At 60.9% G+C, this 17,398-nt stretch carries 16 protein-coding genes; 13 read left to right on the forward strand and 3 right to left on the reverse strand.

Features of this window, described 5'->3' with window-relative positions; all coding sequences use genetic code 11:
- Positions 1 to 16 precede the first annotated feature (16 nt).
- From NQ490_RS10485 to NQ490_RS10540, 12 genes are read left to right on the forward strand one after another with little or no spacing between them, the layout of a single operon-like run.
- Positions 17 to 967, forward strand: a complete 951-nt coding sequence (locus NQ490_RS10485; protein WP_007045735.1) for a glycosyltransferase — start codon at positions 17 to 19, stop codon at positions 965 to 967.
- 28 nt (positions 968 to 995) lie between these two features.
- Complete coding sequence (locus NQ490_RS10490) at positions 996 to 2,549, forward strand: glucosyltransferase domain-containing protein (RefSeq protein WP_007045736.1); 1,554 nt, start codon at positions 996 to 998, stop codon at positions 2,547 to 2,549.
- 16 nt (positions 2,550 to 2,565) lie between these two features.
- Positions 2,566 to 2,979: a sugar 3,4-ketoisomerase gene (locus NQ490_RS10495; RefSeq protein WP_007045737.1), complete on the forward strand. Its 414-nt coding sequence runs from the start codon at positions 2,566 to 2,568 to the stop codon at positions 2,977 to 2,979.
- An 18-nt stretch (positions 2,980 to 2,997) separates the two neighbouring features.
- Positions 2,998 to 3,903 (forward strand): N-acetyltransferase, encoded by a 906-nt coding sequence (locus NQ490_RS10500; protein ID WP_007045738.1) that lies wholly within the window; start codon positions 2,998 to 3,000, stop codon positions 3,901 to 3,903.
- Positions 3,900 to 4,958: a glycosyltransferase family 2 protein gene (locus NQ490_RS10505; RefSeq protein WP_007045739.1), complete on the forward strand. Its 1,059-nt coding sequence runs from the start codon at positions 3,900 to 3,902 to the stop codon at positions 4,956 to 4,958. Before NQ490_RS10500 ends, NQ490_RS10505 begins: the two co-directional genes overlap by 4 nt.
- A gap of 18 nt (positions 4,959 to 4,976) precedes the next feature.
- The gene (locus tag NQ490_RS10510; RefSeq protein ID WP_007045740.1) at positions 4,977 to 6,089 is read left to right on the forward strand and encodes an ATP-grasp fold amidoligase family protein; all 1,113 of its coding nucleotides are present in this window, start codon (positions 4,977 to 4,979) and stop codon (positions 6,087 to 6,089) included.
- 10 nt (positions 6,090 to 6,099) lie between these two features.
- Positions 6,100 to 7,098: a glycosyltransferase family 2 protein gene (locus tag NQ490_RS10515; protein ID WP_050764660.1), complete on the forward strand. Its 999-nt coding sequence runs from the start codon at positions 6,100 to 6,102 to the stop codon at positions 7,096 to 7,098.
- Between the two features lie 22 nt (positions 7,099 to 7,120).
- Positions 7,121 to 8,089 (forward strand): glycosyltransferase family 2 protein, encoded by a 969-nt coding sequence (locus tag NQ490_RS10520; protein ID WP_007045742.1) that lies wholly within the window; start codon positions 7,121 to 7,123, stop codon positions 8,087 to 8,089.
- 42 nt (positions 8,090 to 8,131) lie between these two features.
- Positions 8,132 to 8,992, forward strand: a complete 861-nt coding sequence (locus tag NQ490_RS10525; RefSeq protein ID WP_007045743.1) for an ABC transporter permease — start codon at positions 8,132 to 8,134, stop codon at positions 8,990 to 8,992.
- A gap of 13 nt (positions 8,993 to 9,005) precedes the next feature.
- Complete coding sequence (locus NQ490_RS10530) at positions 9,006 to 10,298, forward strand: ABC transporter ATP-binding protein (protein WP_007045744.1); 1,293 nt, start codon at positions 9,006 to 9,008, stop codon at positions 10,296 to 10,298.
- A complete protein-coding gene (locus tag NQ490_RS10535) occupies positions 10,291 to 11,136 on the forward strand; it encodes a family 6 glucosyltransferase (protein ID WP_007045745.1) in 846 nt (281 codons plus the stop codon). The genes NQ490_RS10530 and NQ490_RS10535 overlap by 8 nt, the downstream gene beginning before the upstream one ends.
- Positions 11,129 to 12,097 carry a hypothetical protein gene (locus NQ490_RS10540; RefSeq protein WP_007045746.1) on the forward strand — a complete coding sequence of 323 codons (969 nt, stop codon included), beginning with the start codon at positions 11,129 to 11,131 and terminating at the stop codon, positions 12,095 to 12,097. The genes NQ490_RS10535 and NQ490_RS10540 overlap by 8 nt, the downstream gene beginning before the upstream one ends.
- 53 nt (positions 12,098 to 12,150) lie before the next feature.
- Here the strand turns inward: NQ490_RS10540 and tsaD are convergent, their stop codons facing one another.
- Both tsaD and polA read right to left on the reverse strand, forming a co-directional pair.
- Complete coding sequence (tsaD, locus tag NQ490_RS10545) at positions 12,151 to 13,158, reverse strand: tRNA (adenosine(37)-N6)-threonylcarbamoyltransferase complex transferase subunit TsaD (protein WP_007045747.1); 1,008 nt, start codon at positions 13,156 to 13,158, stop codon at positions 12,151 to 12,153.
- Positions 13,159 to 13,174: 16 nt separating this feature from the next.
- Positions 13,175 to 15,688 carry a DNA polymerase I gene (gene polA / locus NQ490_RS10550; protein WP_007045748.1) on the reverse strand — a complete coding sequence of 838 codons (2,514 nt, stop codon included), beginning with the start codon at positions 15,686 to 15,688 and terminating at the stop codon, positions 13,175 to 13,177.
- A gap of 99 nt (positions 15,689 to 15,787) precedes the next feature.
- On the opposite strand from polA, the gene dusB reads away from it, so the two are divergent.
- On the forward strand, positions 15,788 to 16,765 hold the full coding sequence (gene dusB / locus NQ490_RS10555; protein ID WP_007045749.1) for a tRNA dihydrouridine synthase DusB: 978 nt from the start codon (positions 15,788 to 15,790) through the stop codon (positions 16,763 to 16,765).
- Here the strand turns inward: dusB and yfbR are convergent.
- Positions 16,762 to 17,364 (reverse strand): 5'-deoxynucleotidase, encoded by a 603-nt coding sequence (yfbR, locus tag NQ490_RS10560; RefSeq protein WP_007045750.1) that lies wholly within the window; start codon positions 17,362 to 17,364, stop codon positions 16,762 to 16,764. The genes dusB and yfbR overlap by 4 nt on opposite strands.
- Positions 17,365 to 17,398: the final 34 nt, after the last annotated feature.

The following is a 17,398-nucleotide window of genomic DNA, read 5'->3' on the forward strand; positions in this document are numbered from 1 at the left end:
AGGGGAATGGGCCGCGATGGAAAATCTGCTGACCGTGCTGGTGGCACAGTACCGGCCCGACGGGGCGGCGCTGCGGCGCACGCTGGCTTCCCTGGTTTTGCAGGATACCCGGGATTTCTCCGTGGTGCTGGCGGATGACGGTTCTTCGCAGAATTTCTTTGCGGAGAGTACAGCCTACCTGGCAGCCCACGGCATCACCGAAGTGCAGGCCGTGGCTCTGCCGCAGAACGGCGGTACGGTGTGCAACGTCCTCAACGGCTTGCAGAAGGTTGCCAGCCGCTGGGTGCTGACCATTTCGCCGGGGGACTATCTCTATGATGAGGGGACGCTGCGCTGGTGGCTGGAACGCCTGCAGGCGGATCAACCTCGGGTAGCCTTCGGCCGGCAGGCCTACTACACGCCGGTACCGGAACCGATACCCGTTCCGGGGGAAACACCCTTTGACCGCACTCCCTATGACCCGGCGCACTACGATGCGGCTGCTATCAAGCGCAATCTGCTGCTTTACGATGACGGCATCAGCGGCTGCGGCATGGTGTACGAGCGGGATCTGCTGGCGGAGGCGCTGCAGACCATGGCCGGGCAGGTCCGCCTGGCGGAGGATTTTGCCCTGCGGCTGTTTGCGGTGCAGGGCATCCGTATTACGCGGTATGACCGGCTGACCAGCTGGTATGAGTATGGCGGGGGTGTTTCCACCGACGAGGCAGCCCGCCGGCGGATGGCCGCCGAATGGCGTGCCATGGTGGAACTGCTCCACCGGCAGTATCCCAGGGACCGCACGGTCCGCCTGGCATACGCCTATTTTTTCAATGACCGGCACAAAAGCCGGCTGGTGCGCGGGGTGATCGGGCGTCTGGTGGTACCCCAGAACGCGCCGTTCAAGAAAGCGCAGCGGGCCTGGCAGCCCCCGACCAACGGGGAGGCCGCACAGCTGCAGCAAATCTATGCCACGGCGGCACAGCCGTAAAACCAGTCTGTAAGGAGAAGCCCCCTTCATGGAGCAGTTTTTGGATACAATGGAAGAGAAGGTGCGCGGCGGAGTCAGGCGGATTGACCGTCCGCTGCTGGCGGCGGTGTCTCTGGCGGCACTGGCCGGTATGCTGCTGGCTCACGGGTTTGCTTTCGCCAACCTTTTCCCCAATCATGACAGCACCGTCGTCGTTTTCGACGCCCAGTGGACCATGTACGTGCTGGGCCGCTGGGCGCAGAACCTCTACTTTCCGCTGATCCGCGGCAAGATTGCGGCGCCCTGGCTGATCGGTATTTTCAGTACGGTGTATATTGCATTTTCGGGGTACTGCATAGCGGCTTTGCTGCGGCTTCGCCGGAGCGCCGCCGCACTTTTGACCGGATTGCTCGCCTGCTGTGCTACGGTGACCGCTATGCTGGCCACCTACAATCTGTGGACGGATGCCCATCTTATGGGGATGGTCCTGGCCTGCGCCGGCGTCTTCTGCCTGGAAAAGGCACGCCCGGTTCCCGGGTTCTGCGCCGCGGCGGTCCTGTTCTGCGGTTGTCTGGCTTTTTATCAGGCCTATATTCAGTTCGCGCTGGGACTGTTTTTGCTGATCCTGGTGCGGCAGGCCCTGGAAGATACCTCCTGGCGGGCCTGGCTGCTGCACGGCGTGCGCGCGCTGGCGGCATTGGCGGCGGGAGCCGTGCTGTATCTGATTTCCGTCAAGGTTTCCCTGGCGCTGACCGGCTACCAGCTGGCTGATACCGGCAATGGTCTTGCGCAGCTGACCCGGCTGGGGCCGGCGGCGATCCTGGCGGGGATCCCGGCTACCTATAAAAACTTCTTCCAGACCCTGCTGGGCTATTCCGGGTGGAATGACCGGGGGATGCGGGTGGCCAGCGCGTTCATGCTGCTGCTGGCCCTGTGGGGCCTTTGGGTGCGGCTGCGCGGACGCAAGGACCGTACCGTGCTGCAGACGCTGATCGCGGTGGTTCTGCTGCCCCTGGGACTCAACGTGGTATATCTGCTGGCATCCGGCAATGTGTACATTCTGATGCAGCACGCGGTTTTCCTGATCTATGCATTGCCTCTGCTGCTGCTCTCCGGGGAAGACCTTCCCCGCCCGCCCCGTGCGCTCTGGCGCTGGGGTACGGCCCTGCTCTGTGTGTTCCTGATGGTGCGGATGATCATCTGTGCCAACGGCGCGTATGTTTACACAAAACTGGTCTATGACCAGACGGCGCGGCAGATGACGGCTGTGATGGCAGAGGTACAGCAGCTGCCCGGATATGAGGAGGGAACCACGCCGGTTGCCTTCGTGGGGGATTTCACCGACTCGCTCTTTGCCTATGAAAATCCGGCGTTCAGCCGCTATGAGGAGGGGGACCTGCACCAGGTCAACTCCGCCGTGACCTACGACGGAACCATCAAATGGTGGTTCCAGCATGTGATGGGCAGCACGGCCAACGTGGTGGCCGATCAGGCGCAGCTCAATGCCTGGGCGGAAGATTCCCGCGTGGAAGAGATGCCGGTCTATCCGTATGACGGCTATTGTGCGATGATCGACGGTACAGCGGTCGTCAGGATCTCATAAAGAAAGGCAGCAAACGATGATTCTTCAAACCATCAGCATGAAAAGCGTGACGGCAGAGGGGATGGGAACGCTCTCGGTCTTTGAGGCGGAGCGGGATGTGCCCTTTGCCATCAAGCGCATCTATTATATTTACGGGGCTCCCGAAGGGGTGCAGCGCGGCGGGCATGCCCATAAAGCGCTGCGCCAGGTGCTGTGGTGCCCCTACGGCAGCATCCTGATCCGGCTGGACGACGGCACCGAAAAGAGCGAGGTACTGCTCAATGACCCGGCCAAGGGGCTCATCGTGGAGCACTATATGTGGCGGGAGATGATCTGGCAGCAGAAGGACTCGGTGCTCTGCGTGGCGGCCGATTCTTACTACGATGCCGACGATTACATCCGGGATTACGACGCCTTTCTGGCGGCGGTTGCCCATCCCGGCCAGAACTGACCCAGGAGGAAACACACTATGCAGCAGAATCAGCCCGCCCGGCAGGGCAGCCAATGTGTCATCGGCAGCGATGTCCGGTTCGGTGAAAATGTCACGCTGGGCCACCACTGCATCCTGGAGGACGGCGTAGTCCTTGGCGACAATGTCTATCTCGATTCCAACACCATCGTCCGCCGCGGGGTGACGCTGGGGGCGGATTCTTTTGTGGGCGCCAACTGCATCCTCGGCGAATATCAGATGGATTTTTGCCGGGATCGCAGCGCGCCCGTTCATCCGCTGACCATCGGGGCCCATGCGCTGATCCGCAGCAACACGGTTCTGTACAGCGGTTCTTCCATCGGGGAGGGCTTCCAGACCGGGCACCACGTGACGATCCGGGAAAAGACCTGGATCGGCGACCATGTGAGCGTGGGCACCCTGTCGGATATTCAGGGCAACTGCCGTATCGGCAACTACGTGCGGATGCACAGCAATGTGCATATCGGACAGCTGTCCCGGGTGGATGACTTTGTGTGGATCTTCCCCTATGTGGTGCTGACCAACGATCCCACACCGCCCTCGGAAAATTTTGTGGGGGTGCACCTGCACAGCTTTTCCATCGTGGCCACCGGCGCGCTGGTCATGCCGGGGCTGGAAATCGGCCAGGACGCCCTGGTGGCGGCCGGCGCCATCGTGACCAAGCCGGTGCCGCCCTATGCGGTGGTTGTGGGCAATCCCGGCCGGGTGACCTCCGATGTGCGCAAGGTGAAAAACAAGATCACCGGGGAACCGGTGTATCCCTGGCGGCATCATTTCAAGACCTATATGCCCTGGGAGGACAGCGATTTCCAACGCTGGTACGACGGACTGGACCTGGCCGGAAAACAGCACTTCGGTCTGGAGTCCCTCCTGCCCGAAGACTCTGAAAAGGAAACGAAGCGATGAAACAGCCAAAGGTCAGTGTACTGATCTCCTTTTATAATCTGGCGCCCTACGTGGACCAGACGCTGGAAAGCGTCCTGGCCCAGAAAACCGACTTCCCGGTGGAGATCCTCTGCGCCGATGACGGTTCAGACGACGGCACCATCGAAAAGCTGCGGGCCTGGGAACAGAAATATCCCGACTCCGTGCGGGTCTTCGTGATGGACCGCGTCCCCGGAGCCAAATACGAGGCCAACGAGCGCATCCAGCGGATGAACGCCATCCGCGGGCGTCTCTTCTATGAGGCCAAAGGGGAATATGTCTGCTACCTCGACGGGGATGATTTTTATACCGACGAGCACAAACTGCAGAAGCAGGCGGACATTCTCGACGCCGATACCGAGCATCAATACGTGGGCTGCGGCCACAACGGCTGCTACTACTGGGAGAGTACCGGCAGGACCGAACCCATCGAAAAGCCGCTGCGCGCCTGCAGCCTGACGGCGAAGGAGTACTGGAGTTTCCTCTACATCCACACCAACGCCCTGATGCTGCGCAATGTGGGGTTGCAGGGGATCGATCCCTACACCAGCGGGGTGCAGATCATCGACAATATGCTCACCTTCCAGTTCCTGCCCTATGGCGGGATCTACTATCTGCCCGACTGCATGTTCAACTACCGGCAGATGGAGGGCAGCACCTACCATCGACGCAGTGTCTACCAGAACTATATTCTCAATGCGCTGATGCTCTATCAGCAGGCGGTGATCTGCAAGGGATTTTTTGCCAGCGGTCTGGTGCGCACCGTGTTCGAATACGGAGAGCTGTTTGCCGCCCGCAGGAATCCTCAGCTGACCAGGGAAGCCCAGACCTATATGGACAACATCCGCAGGTATCATGCGGGGCGTCTGCGGCGCATTGTCAACTACAACAACGAAAGTCTTCCGGCGCGCCTGTGGTGCGAGATCGAGAATCCGGTCTGGTTCTTTCTCACCCGGGTCTGCCGCCATTTTATCTGGAAACCGAAGGTGCGTGCTCTGCTGGAGGAATCGCGCCGCAAGCAGGAACAGAATGCCTGAAAAGGGAAGGATCATCCTATGGAAGATATGCATGAACTGACCGCTGAACAGCAGGCGCAGCTGTTGCGCCATGAACTGGAAGCGGTATATGGTTCCTCATCCTACAAAATCGGCCGGGCCATCACCTGGCTGCCCCGCCATGCGGCCCGGGGCCTGAAGTACCTTTTGCACAACGGCCCGGTGACCAGTGTGCGGTACATCATCCTGTATGCAAAGTACCACAAGATCGCCAACAAGGACTATGCCTACTGGGCCTGCCTGAAGGAGAAGGACTATCCCGAGGCGCTGAAAAAGTGGTTCCTGGAGACCAACTACACCCACACGCCGCTGGACCTGGACCATCCCAGGACCTTCAGCGAAAAGACCCAGTGGCTCAAGCTGCACGACCATCTGGAAGACAAGTACATGCTGGTGGACAAGTATCTTGTGCGGGACTGGGTCAAGGAAAAGATCGGAGAGGAGTACCTGATCCCGCTGCTGGGAGTCTACGATCACTTTGATGAGATCGACTTTGACAAGCTGCCGGACAAGTTCATGCTCAAGACCAACCACGGCGCGGGGTGGAACATTCCCGTCCTGGACAAGAGCAAGTTTGACAAAGCCGAAGCCCGGGAAAAGGTGGAGCGCTGGCTCAAGCTGAACTACTGCTACCTGATGGGCGGCCTGGACCGTCAGTATGAGAAGATCCGCCCGCGCATCATCATTGAACAGTATATCGAAAACAACGGCGGTGATCTCTACGACTACAAGTTCTTCTGCTTTGACGGGGAACCGAAGATCATCCTGTATGTGACGGACCGCTATACCGACGGGCAGGAGCGGATGATCTTCTACGATACCGACTGGAACCTGCAGCCCTTCAACTACGATATGCCGCTGGAACAGCCCCAGGATATTCCGCGCCCGAAGAATCTGGAAAAGATGGTGGAGATCGCCCGGACGCTCAGCGCCGGCTTCACGATGGTGCGGGTGGACCTGTACTCGCTGCCCGACGGAACTATCAAGTTCGGGGAGCTGACCCTGACCACCGAGAGCGGTATCTCCCGCTGGCACCCCGAAAGCGCCAACCTCTATGTAGGCAGCATGATGCATCTGCCTGGGGTGGACGATCAGCCGGCCGATGCCCGGTAAAGGAACCGTTATGTTGGAACAAACCCCGAAAATCAGCGTACTGGTGCCGGTCTACCGGGCAGAAGAAACGCTGGATGCCTGTGTGCAGAGCATCCTGGCCCAGACGCTGGAAGATTTTGAACTGCTGCTGGTGGACGACGAAAGCCCCGATGATTGTCCGGCGCTCTGCGACGCCTGGGCAGCCCGGGACCCGCGCATCCGGGCGCTGCACCCGAAAAAAACAGGCCCGGGACCGTCCGGTGCACGCAACGCCGGGCTGGATGCGGCCCGGGGCGCCTGGATCACCATGGTGGACAGTGATGATACGATAGCCCCGGATCTTTTTGCCACGCTGTATGCGGCGGCGCAGGAGAGCGGTGCCGATCTGGTGATCTGCAACAGCTGCCAGCGTTTTCCCGATGGCAGCTGCCGGGACCTGCCCGCAGAACAGCGGTTCGGCACCGACACGCTGCTGGAGGAGGACGCCTTCTGGGACGCCTTCAACACCCCCTGGATCAACCAGTTCACCGGTACGGCCCATCGGCTGTATGCGGCCAGGCTGTTTGACGGTGTGCGCTACCCCGAGGGCATGGTGCACGAGGATTACTATATTTTGCCCGATCTCATTGCCCGGTGCGGCAAGATTCAGTGCCTGGCCTATACGGGATACTACGTGCTGCAGCATGAAGGCAGCATCACGGCCACGGCCCGCCATGAGGTGCGTTTGGCCATGACCCGGGGCGACATCCACCGGGCGGCGTATTTTCTCACCCGCGGATGGTATGACCGGGCCGAGGGGGCGCTCACCGATGCGGCGGAGTTTCTCTACCGCAACAAGGCGGCCTACGATCTGCGCAAGCCCGGCCACCGGGCCGAGTTCACCGCCGTCAAAACGGAACTCTGCCGCGTTTACAACGATCTGGCGGTCCGCAAAGGGGCCCGCTCGCTGAAACTGCGCGCGGCGGCCCTGCATGCGGGGTTGCCGGTATTCCACGCCTACCGGACCCTGCTGGCTGCCCGGCACAGCTGATTTTACCAAAAAGGAGACTGCCATGCCTGCCATCAGCGTCATCATCCCGGTCTATCAGGTGGAGCGTTATCTGGACGCCTGCGTTGCCAGCGTGGAGGGACAGACGTTTTCCGACCTGGAGATCCTGCTGGTGGACGACGGCAGTCCCGACGGCTGCCCGGCCCTTTGTGATGCCTGGGCGCAGAAGGATCCCCGGGTGCGGGTGATCCACCGGGAAAACGGCGGCCTCTCGGCGGCCCGCAATACCGGGATTGAGGCGGCCACAGGGGACTTTCTGGCCTTTGTGGATGCCGATGATCTGCTGGAACCCGATACCCTGCGCCGGGCTTACCAGGCCCAGCGGCAGCACAACGCCGATCTGGTGATTTTTAACCTGGTATATGTGGATGACCGGAATAAAGTGCTGCCTGTACCGGATTTTACCGGTTTCCGGGATGAAGTTCTGGACGCGGACGAGGTATGGCAGCGTTACTTTGCGCTGGCCGAACAGAAGATCTATTATGTGGTGGCCTGGAACAAACTCTATAAACGGGAGCTGTTTGCCACCCTGCGCTATGCCGAGGGCAAACGGTACGAGGACCAGTTCCTGCTGCCCGGGCTGCTGGCACAGTGCCGGACCATCGTCTGCCTGGGCTATCCGGGGTACCGCTATGTGCAGCGGGGCGGCAGCATCATGGCCCAGGGATCCAGCCGCAACTATCTGGACCGCAGCGAATTCCTGCTGGAATGGTGCGACTATTTTGCCGGAAAAGGGGACATGCTGCGGGCGGAAGGCCTGCTGAACGATGCTATCCGCAACCTCAGCGAAAAGGAACGGTTCGACCTGTCCACCCAAAGGCAGCGGGAACGGTACCGGGTGGCCTGCCGCGGCTGTGCCGATGCCTACGGCATGCTGGCACGCCGGACCGGACAGCACAGTATGGCCCTGCGGGCTTTCCTGCTGCGTTTGGGCCTGCCGGTCTATCTCAAATTCTTGCAAAGCAGGCAGTAAGGACTGCCGTCCGGCGGATGCCGGAGAAAAAAGGAGCTACACATGGAGCAGATGCAAAAGCAATACCACGTACACTACAGTCCTGCCAAAGGCTGGGCGCGGGTGGATTTCCGCGAACTGTGGCGCTATAAAGACCTGATCTGGCTGTTTGTCAAGCGGGATTTTACCGTCATGTACAAACAGACGGTCCTGGGCCCGGCGTGGGTGCTCATCAACCCCATTTTGTCCGCCGCCATGTATACCGTCATGTTCGGCGTCATCGCAGGGCTGTCCACCGACGGGGTGCCGCAGACGCTGTTCTATCTGGCCGGAACCGCCCTGTGGGGTTTTTTCTCTGCCTGCATCAACAAAATTTCCGCCACCTTCACCACCAACTCGGCCATCTTCAGCAAGGTCTATTTCCCGCGCCTGGCCATGCCCATCTCCACAATGCTGTCGGCGTTTATCAACTTTGTGCTGCAGTTCGTCATGTTCTTCGTGATGCTGCTGTTCTATGTGGCCAAGGGCGATGTCCACCCCAACTGGGTGCTGATGCCGCTGACCGTGCTGCTGCTGGCCCAGGTAGGCCTGCTGGGGTTGGGGTGCGGCATCATCGTTTCCAGCCTGACCACCCGCTACCGTGACCTGATGGTGGTGGTCACCTTCGGCGTACAGCTTTGGATGTACGGCACGCCGGTGGTCTATCCGCTGTCCATGGTAGGGGGAATGAGCCGGGCACTGTATGCGGCCATGCTCCTCAACCCCATGACGGCACCGATGGAGTCTTTCCGCTATATCTTTTTCGGTTCCGGGCAGGTGAACGCCCTGATGTGGGCGATCTCTCTTCTCTGGACCGTTGCCCTGCTGGCGTTGGGATTGTCCCTTTTCAGCAAGGTCGAAAAGACCTTTGTCGATACTGTGTAAGGAGGCGTGTATCATGCAGCAAAACAAGGAAATCATGATCCGCGTCCGCAACGTCAAGAAAAAGTACAAACTGGGCCAGATCGGCGGCGGCACACTGCGCGGTGACCTGCAGAGCTGGTGGGCCCGCAAGCGCGGCAAGGAGGACCCCAATACCCTCATCGGCACCGATCAGCGGCTCATCGGCACCACCTTCATGGCGCTGAACGGACTGAGCTTTGATGTGTACAAGGGGGAAGCCGTGGGCATCATCGGCTCCAACGGTGCCGGCAAGAGCACGCTGCTCAAACTGCTGACCCACGTTACCGCTCCGACGGAAGGGGATATCGATCTGTATGGCCGGGTAGCTTCCATGCTGGAGGTGGGCACTGGCTTCCACCCCGAGATGACCGGCCGCGAGAACGTCTATCTCAACGGTGCGATCCTCGGTATGACCCGGTCGGAGATCGACGCCAAGATGAACGAGATCATAGCCTTCTCTGAGGTGGGCGATTTCATCGACACCCCGGTGAAGCGCTATTCCAGCGGCATGTATGTGAAGCTGGCGTTCAGCGTGGCTGCACATCTGGACAGCGAGATCATGATCATGGACGAAGTGCTGGCCGTCGGGGATATGAAATTCCAGAAAAAATGTCTGACCAAGATGCGCCAGGCTGCCAAGCGGGACGGCAAGACGGTGCTTTATGTCAGCCACAATATGGCAACCATCCGCGACCTGTGCGACCGGTGCATCGTGCTGGATCAGGGACGCATTGTCTTTGACGGCGATGTGGATGAGGGCATTGCCCGGTATCTGGCCACCAAAACCCAGGATTCCGATTGTGTGGACTACTCCCATTACAAACGCGACAACTGGTATAAGCGTGACAATCTTCGCTTGCAGGAGGTGCGGATGCTCAGTTCCCGGCAGGGCGTGCTGGAGCGCCGTGAACCGGTGGTGCTCCGGTACACGATCCGGGCGCAACAGCCGGCTGAAGCTGTGGGAATCCGGCTGGAGATCCGCGATGAGGTGGGCAATCCGCTGGCTGCCGCCTGTGTGTACGATCTGGAACTGAGCGAGGGAATCACCGCATTCACCGTGCGGTATGACCTGAGCGTGCTGGCACCCGGCAAACACGGCAGCTATTTTACCGTCTTCACGCTGGGGGAGGGCGGTGCCCATACGGTGGAGGATTGGGTGCCCGGCATGACCTTCAAGATTGTGGATACCCTGCTGGAACATGAAACCGAGTGGAACACGGTGGCCTGGGGCCCCATTCAGCTGCCCAATGCCGTGCTGACCGAAAAAACGGAGAAGTACCATGACTAAAGTTGCTGCGCTGTATATCTGCACCGGCAAGTATATTGCGTTCTGGCCGGAATTTTACGACAGTGCCGAACAGAATCTGCTGCCGGGGTGTGAGGTGCATTACTTTGTGTTCACCGATGCGCCTGTCCTGTACGGGGAAGAAGCCAATCCCCGGATTCACCGCTGCCCGCAGGAGGCATATTCCTGGCCTTTTGCCACGCTGCGTCGGTTCGAAATCTTTCTCAGCCGGGAAGAGGAACTGAAGGCGTTTGATTATATTTTCTTTTTCAACGCCAATGCCCAGATCATGACGACAATCACACCGGAAATGTTTCTACCCCGGGCGGACCGGGGAGAGCATCTGCTGGTGGTACAGCATCCGTCCTTTTACACCAAACCCAACTATGAGTTCACCTATGACCGCAACCCCCGCTGCCGGGCATTCATCCCCATGGGACTGGGCAGATATTATGTCTGCGGCGGCATCAACGGCGGTGAGGCAGCGGCCTTTCTCAAACTGTGCCACACGTTGGACAAGCGCATCCGCAAGGATCTGGCTCACAATGTCATCGCCCAGTGGCACGATGAATCCCACATCAACCGGTATATTTTGTGGCGCAGGGATGTCCGGGTGCTTTCGCCCAGCTACTGCTGGCCGGAAGGCTGGAATCTGCCGTTGCCCTGCCGTATCCTGATCCGCAGCAAGGCACGGTATTTCGATGTACAGCAGTTGCGCAAGGATGCTCCGGCCACCGAGCTGCCCCGGTATGTTGTGCGCTGCAATGACTTTATGAAGCGGGCGGCACGCTGGCTGCAGCGCCGCCTGCCGCCCAAAAAGGAAGACATAAACGATGAGTAATCCCAACTGGCAAAACAAGGTCACGCTGCTGGTCAATACCTGCGACGCCTATGAGGATCTGTGGCAGCCGTTTTTTACGCTGCTGCAGCGCTATTTTGTGCCGTTGCAGATGCGGATCGTCGTCAATACCGAGACGAAAACCTGTACCTTCCCCGGGTTGCGGATCGATACGGTGAACTCCACGGCGGAAAGCTACGGCGCGCGGATGCGGGCGGCGCTGGACAAGATCGACACCGAGTATCTGCTTTTGATGCTGGACGATTTCTTTTTGCGGGAACCGGTCCGGATGGATCGTCTGGCCGACATCATTGACTGGATGGAGGCGGACCGAAAGATCGTCTATTTCAACTGTGACGTGACCGAGGCTGCCTGTGATCGGGAAGTCAACCGGTATCCGGGGTACCGCCGGCTGCCGGCGGGCAACCGCTATACGCTGAATCTGCAGGCGGCGGTCTGGCGTACCAGCAAGATGCGGGAATACTGGCAGCACGACGTCAGTCCCTGGGACTGGGAGGAGCGCTGCAACGTCCTGACGGCGGCGCATCCGCAGGAAAAGTTCTATTGTGTCCTGCGCGAGGAAGACCGATTTATGGACTACGGGTATCGCAAAGGACAGTGGATGGGCATCTGCCATGGCCAATGGGTCCGGGAGGATGTGGTTCCCCTGTTTGCCAAGGAAGGCATCGAGGTGGATTTCTCCAAACGGGGATTTCTGGACCCGAACCACCGCCCGGCCAGTCTGAACCGCAGTGCCAGCCGGGAAGACCGGTATCGCCGGGTGTACAACTGCCTGGGCTGGAAGTATATGCTGCCGTATTTCCTGTTCTGCCGTCGTTGCAATCTGTATTCAGCGCTGCATCATTGCGCAGTGGATGAGGACTACTTTCATTATCTGCAGCGCAAAGCGGATTTGCGCAATAAGGAGGGCAAACATTGCCTGCTGGCACCGATGGTGCGCTGAACAAAAAAGGAAAAAGCCGACTGCTTGGGCAGTCGGCTTTTTGTATGGAACGATCAGCGGTAATCGATGGGCAGGGTGGGCAGGCCGTTGAGATCCCAGCCGGCCAGGTTGCCGTCCCGGTATTCATAGTAGCCCTGGGCCGCGATCATGGCGCCGTTGTCGCCGCAGTATTTCAGCTCCGGCAGATAGATCTTGGCTCCCAGCTTCTGGGCGCCGTCGTTGACCAGCTGACGCAGCCGTCCGTTGGCGGCCACGCCGCCGGCGAGACAGATGGTCTGGGCACCGGTGTCGGCAGCGGCCGACAGCAGCTTTTTGGCCAGGATCTGGTCGATGCGTTCCTGGAAGCTGGCCGCCATATCGGAGACATTGATCTCCTCGCCCTTTTGCTGGGCGTTGTGCACCTCGTTGATGACAGCAGTCTTCAGGCCGCTGAAACTCACGTTATACTTGCCCTCCACATGGGGCACCGGCAGCTTGTAGGCGTGGGGATTGCCGCCCTTGGCCGCGGCGGCCACGCTGGGACCGCCGGGGTAGGAGAGCCCCAGTGTGCGGGCCACTTTGTCGTAGGCTTCGCCGGCGGCGTCGTCCACCGTGCGGCCCAGCACCTTGTAGCGGCACCAGTCCTCCACCAGTACGATGTGGCTGTGACCGCCGCTGGCCACCAGGCAGAGAAACGGCGGATGCAGCGCCGGATGGGTCAGATAGTTGGCGGCGATGTGTCCCCGCAGATGGTGCACCGGCACCAGCGGTTTGCCGGCGGCATAGGCCAGCCCCTTGGCGAAGTTGACGCCCACCAGCACTGCGCCGATGAGACCCGGGGCAAAGGTGACAGCCACGGCGCCCACGTCGGCCATGGTCATATCGGCGTCGGCCAAGGCCTTGTCCACCGTGGCACTGATATATTCCGCGTGGCGGCGGCTGGCAATCTCCGGTACCACGCCGCCGTAAAGTGCCTGTTCCTTGACGCTGGTGGCGATGACGTTGGAAATCACCTTGCGGCCGTCCTCCACAATGGCGGCGGCGGTTTCGTCGCAGGTGGATTCAATTCCTAAAACATACATGGGTAATCCAGTCCTCTCAATGTGCTTCCAGCCAGGTCTTGCCGGTGCCCACGTCGGTGGTCAGCGGTACGCTGTACTGCACGACCTGTTCCATTTCCTCGCGCAGCACGCGCTTGACTTCCTCCACCTCGGCCTCGGGGGCTTCCACGATCAGTTCGTCGTGGACCTGCAAGAGCAGCCGGGCTTCCAGCTTTTCGTCCCGCAGCCGCTGCCACACATGGACCATGGCCAGCTTGATGATGTCGGCCGCGGTGCCCTGGATGGGGGTGTTCCGGGCCATCCGTTCGCCGCTGGCCCGCACCTGGAAATTGGAACTTGCCAGTTCCGGCAAGGCCCGGCGGCGTCCGAACAGCGTTTCCACATAGCCTTTTTCCTTGGCGTGAGCGATGCAGTCCTGCATATAGCCATCCACCTTGGGGAAGGTGGCTAGATAGGTTTTCAGGAAAGCGTCGGCTTCCTTCACCGATACATCCAGGTCCTTGCTCAAGGAGAAGGCCCCCTTGCCGTACATGATGCCGAAGTTGATGGCCTTGCTGGCGGAGCGCAGCTGGGGTGTGACCTCACTCTCCGGAATGTGGTAGATCTTGGCGGCGGTGGAGCGGTGGATGTCCGCCCCGTGCAGGAACGCCTGCTGCATGGCCTCGTCGCCGGTGATGTGGGCGAGAATGCGCAGCTCGATCTGGGAGTAGTCGGCGTCCACCAGTTCCTTGCCAGCCCCGGCCACGAAGAAGCCCCGCAGACGGCTGCCCAGTTCGGTGCGGATGGGGATGTTCTGCAGGTTGGGCTCGGTGGAGGAGATCCGCCCGGTGCGGGCTTCGGTCTGGATGAAGGTGGAATGCACCCGGCCATCGGCGGCCTGGGCGGAGAGCAGCCCTTCCACGTAGGTGGAGAGCAGCTTGGCGTAGGTGCGGTATTTCAGGATCTGGTCGATGACCGGACTGTAGGGGCGCAGGCTCTCCAGGGTGGCGGCGTCGGTGGAATAACCGCGGGAAGTCTTTTTCCGCGGCGGCAGGCCCAGCTTGTCAAAGAGAGCCTCGCCCAGCTGTTTGGGGCTGTTTACGTTGAATTCGTAGCCTACTTCCTCGTAGATGCTCTGCAGGATGCCGTCCAGCTCGCCTCGCAGGCTGTCGCCGAAAGCGCGGATGCCGTCGGCGTCCACCGCAAAGCCGATGCGTTCCATATCCGCCAGCACCCGGGCCAGGGGCAGCTCCATCTCATCGTGGAGTTTGCGCTGCCCGCTCTCGTCCAGGGCGGCGGCCAGCTTGTCCAGCAGGGCCGCCAGTACCCCGGCGTCGGGGGCGGCTTCACAGGTAAAGGCGGCGGGTACATCGTATTCCCCGGCCAGATTTTTCACGGCATAGCCGCTGGCCGACGGGTTCAGCAGATAGGCCGCCAGCTTGCCGTCAAAATGGATGGCCTTGCCGATGCCGCCGCGGTCCAGTGCCAGGTGGTAGAGCGGTTTCGCATCGAAGACCCAGAGGTCCGCGTCGCTGTCCAGCAGGGCGGCCAGCCGGTCGGTGCCGGGCAGAAAAACCTGTCCGTCCTGCACGGCATACCAGCTGCCATCGGCGTTCTGGGCCAGGTAGAGCCGGCCTTCCACCACCAGCGGCAGGGGAGAAGGTTCCACCGCTTCCAAAGGTGCCGCCGATTCCGCCGCGGCGGGGGTGCTGCCAGTTTCCAGCTGCCAGCGGTCGATGAGCTTGTGCATCTCGAGACCGGCCAGCAGATGGGCAGCGGCCGTCGGGTCGCCGGGACGGCGGGTGTAAGCGGCGGGATCGGTGTCGATGGGGGCGTCCTTGCGGATGGTGCCCAGCATATAGGAGAGCTCCGCCTTGTCCCGGTTGGCGCCCAGCTTGGTGCGCTGCCCGGGCTTGATGGCGGGGTCTTCCAGATGGTCATAAATGGATTGCAGACTGCCGAACTTCTGGACCAGAGCCAGGGCGGTTTTCTCGCCGATGCCCGGCACACCGGGGATGTTGTCCGACGAATCGCCCATCAGGCTCTTCACGTCGATGAGCTGGGCCGGGGTGACGCCGTATTTCTCCTGGATGGCGGCGGGATCCATGGGGATGGTCTCCTTGTTTGTCGCCAGCAGTACCGTGGTGGCGTCGTCCACCAGCTGCAGGCTGTCCCGGTCGCCGGTGGCCAGCAGGGTGGTGCCGCCCTGTGCCTCGCAGGCGGCGGCCAGGGTGCCGAGGATGTCGTCGGCCTCCCAGCCCTCCTTGCTCACCTGCACAAAGCCCAGATCCTTCAGCAGTTCCTTCAGTACCGGCATCTGCTGGGCCAGCTCCTCCGGCATGCCGTGGCGGGTGGCCTTGTAGCCGTCGTAGGCTTTGTGGCGGAAGGTGGGGGCCCGCTCATCCCAGGCGATGGCCACCGCATCGGGCTGGTGGGCGCTGAGCAGGTTGAGCAGAATGTTCTGGAATCCGAAGATCGCGTTGGTGTAGCGGCCGTCCTTGGTCGTCAGCAGTTTGATGCCGAAGAAGGCCCGGTTGACCAGACTGTTGCCGTCCAGTACCATCAATTTCATAGAAAAGCTCCTTTGGTGCCATTTGCATATGGAATAAGTATACCACAAACGGCGCAAATGTGGTAGAATGGAATGCGAAATTGAAAAACGAGGTATCCCATGCAACTGAAAAATCTGCAGATCCCGGTGGGGGCGGTTTTCGCGCCCATGGCCGGGTTGACCGACGCCGCCTGCCGCCGGATGATGGCGGACCATGGAGCGGCCTGGACCGTCAGCGAGATGGCCAGCGCCAAGGCGCTGAATTTCGGTGACCGCAAATCCTTCGCCCTGCTCAAGGACCCCGATCCCCATGGCATCTATGCCATCCAGCTCTTCGGTGCCGAGCCGGAAACCCTGGCCAAGGCCATTCTGCTGGTGCGGGAAAAGGGCATCCGCTTCGACATTCTGGACATCAATATGGGATGTCCGGCACCCAAGATCACCTCCAGCGGCGCGGGCAGCCATCTTTTGCTGGATCCGCCCCTCTGCGGTGCCATGGTGGCTGCCGCCCGCAAGGCGCTGGGAGATGACACGCCCCTGACGGTTAAAATGCGCATCGGCTGGGACGCCGATCATATGACCGGGGTGGAGGTGGCCAGGCAGTGCGAAGCCAACGGCGCCGACCTGCTGGCGGTGCATGGCCGCACCCGGGAACAGATGTATATCCCGCCCATCGATACCGACGCCATTGCTGCCGTCAAGCAGGCGGTGCAGATCCCGGTGCTGGCCAACGGCGATGTGACCACCGCCGAGGGAGCGCTGGATCTGCTGGCCAAAACCGGCTGTGACGGCGTCATGATCGGCCGGGGCGCCTTGGGAGATCCCTGGCTGTTTGAACGGGTGCGCGCGGCACTGCTGGGCGAGGAACCGCCCGCCGAACCCAGCCTCAACCAGCGGATGATGGCGCTGCGCCGGCAGATCTACGAGATGTGCGAGGAAAAAGGGGAGTGGCTGGCCATGCCCCAGGCCCGCAGCCAGGCCATGCATTATATGAAGGGGCTGCGGGGGGCGGCTTCCCTGCGGCGTTACTGCTCCATGCTGGAACATTTTACCGACGTAGACAAACTGATCGATGCCGTCTACCGCCTGCAGGATTAAAAACGCCCCCGGGTCAGCTCGTCCAGGTTCTGGGCGTAGCAGGGCAGCATGTGCTGGATGAAATACTCTGCCTCGGGGCAGTTCATCTCGTGCAGGGCAGCCAGCTGCTGTTCCCGGGCGGCCTCAAATTCATGATTGCCGCCCTGGCTCTCCTCGATACATTTGATGAGAGCGGAAAGCCGGTCCGCTGCCTTGAGCACCTTGCGCTCGGCATCGTTGAGCACCGTTCCCGTCAGATAGGCTTCGGTCTCGGCCCGCAGTTCTTCGGGCTGCAGGCTGGCCATCACCCGGGCACTTTCCCGCTCCACGGCCTTGTAGGCGTTGCGCAGCGCATCGTTCTTGTACTTCACCGGGGTGGGCATGTCTCCGGTCAGGATCTCCGGCGCGTCGTGGTAGAGCGCCGCCGTGGCCACCATCTCGGGGCGCAGACCGGCGCCGGTGCCGGTGCACTTTCTGGCGATCAGGCAAAGCATATGGGCCAGCAGGGCCGTGTCGGCGGTGTGCTCGCTCAGACTCTCGGGACGGCCGTTGCGCATCAGGCTCCAGCGGGTGATGTACTTCATGCGCCCCAGCAGGGCACTCAGCGGGTAGGTTTTCATCTTTACGCGACCTTTCCTGTGTGTTAGAATCAGT

This window comes from Subdoligranulum variabile (assembly GCF_025152575.1).
GTDB lineage: Bacteria > Bacillota > Clostridia > Oscillospirales > Ruminococcaceae > Gemmiger > Gemmiger variabilis.

Bases quoted from the DNA above. Each gene is read 5' to 3' on its own strand.
- NQ490_RS10540 (WP_007045746.1), top strand. From the start codon at position 11,129: ATGAGTAATCCCAACTGGCAAAACAAGGTCACGCTGCTGGTCAATACC.
- NQ490_RS10485 (WP_007045735.1), top strand. From the start codon at position 17: ATGGAAAATCTGCTGACCGTGCTGGTGGCACAGTACCGGCCCGACGGG.
- NQ490_RS10510 (WP_007045740.1), top strand. From the start codon at position 4,977: ATGGAAGATATGCATGAACTGACCGCTGAACAGCAGGCGCAGCTGTTG.
- NQ490_RS10495 (WP_007045737.1), top strand. From the start codon at position 2,566: ATGATTCTTCAAACCATCAGCATGAAAAGCGTGACGGCAGAGGGGATG.
- NQ490_RS10535 (WP_007045745.1), top strand. From the start codon at position 10,291: ATGACTAAAGTTGCTGCGCTGTATATCTGCACCGGCAAGTATATTGCG.
- yfbR (WP_007045750.1), bottom strand. From the start codon at position 17,364: ATGAAAACCTACCCGCTGAGTGCCCTGCTGGGGCGCATGAAGTACATC.
- NQ490_RS10530 (WP_007045744.1), top strand. From the start codon at position 9,006: ATGCAGCAAAACAAGGAAATCATGATCCGCGTCCGCAACGTCAAGAAA.
- dusB (WP_007045749.1), top strand. From the start codon at position 15,788: ATGCAACTGAAAAATCTGCAGATCCCGGTGGGGGCGGTTTTCGCGCCC.
- polA (WP_007045748.1), bottom strand. From the start codon at position 15,688: ATGAAATTGATGGTACTGGACGGCAACAGTCTGGTCAACCGGGCCTTC.
- NQ490_RS10490 (WP_007045736.1), top strand. From the start codon at position 996: ATGGAGCAGTTTTTGGATACAATGGAAGAGAAGGTGCGCGGCGGAGTC.
- NQ490_RS10505 (WP_007045739.1), top strand. From the start codon at position 3,900: ATGAAACAGCCAAAGGTCAGTGTACTGATCTCCTTTTATAATCTGGCG.
- tsaD (WP_007045747.1), bottom strand. From the start codon at position 13,158: ATGTATGTTTTAGGAATTGAATCCACCTGCGACGAAACCGCCGCCGCC.
- NQ490_RS10520 (WP_007045742.1), top strand. From the start codon at position 7,121: ATGCCTGCCATCAGCGTCATCATCCCGGTCTATCAGGTGGAGCGTTAT.
- NQ490_RS10500 (WP_007045738.1), top strand. From the start codon at position 2,998: ATGCAGCAGAATCAGCCCGCCCGGCAGGGCAGCCAATGTGTCATCGGC.
- NQ490_RS10525 (WP_007045743.1), top strand. From the start codon at position 8,132: ATGGAGCAGATGCAAAAGCAATACCACGTACACTACAGTCCTGCCAAA.
- NQ490_RS10515 (WP_050764660.1), top strand. From the start codon at position 6,100: ATGTTGGAACAAACCCCGAAAATCAGCGTACTGGTGCCGGTCTACCGG.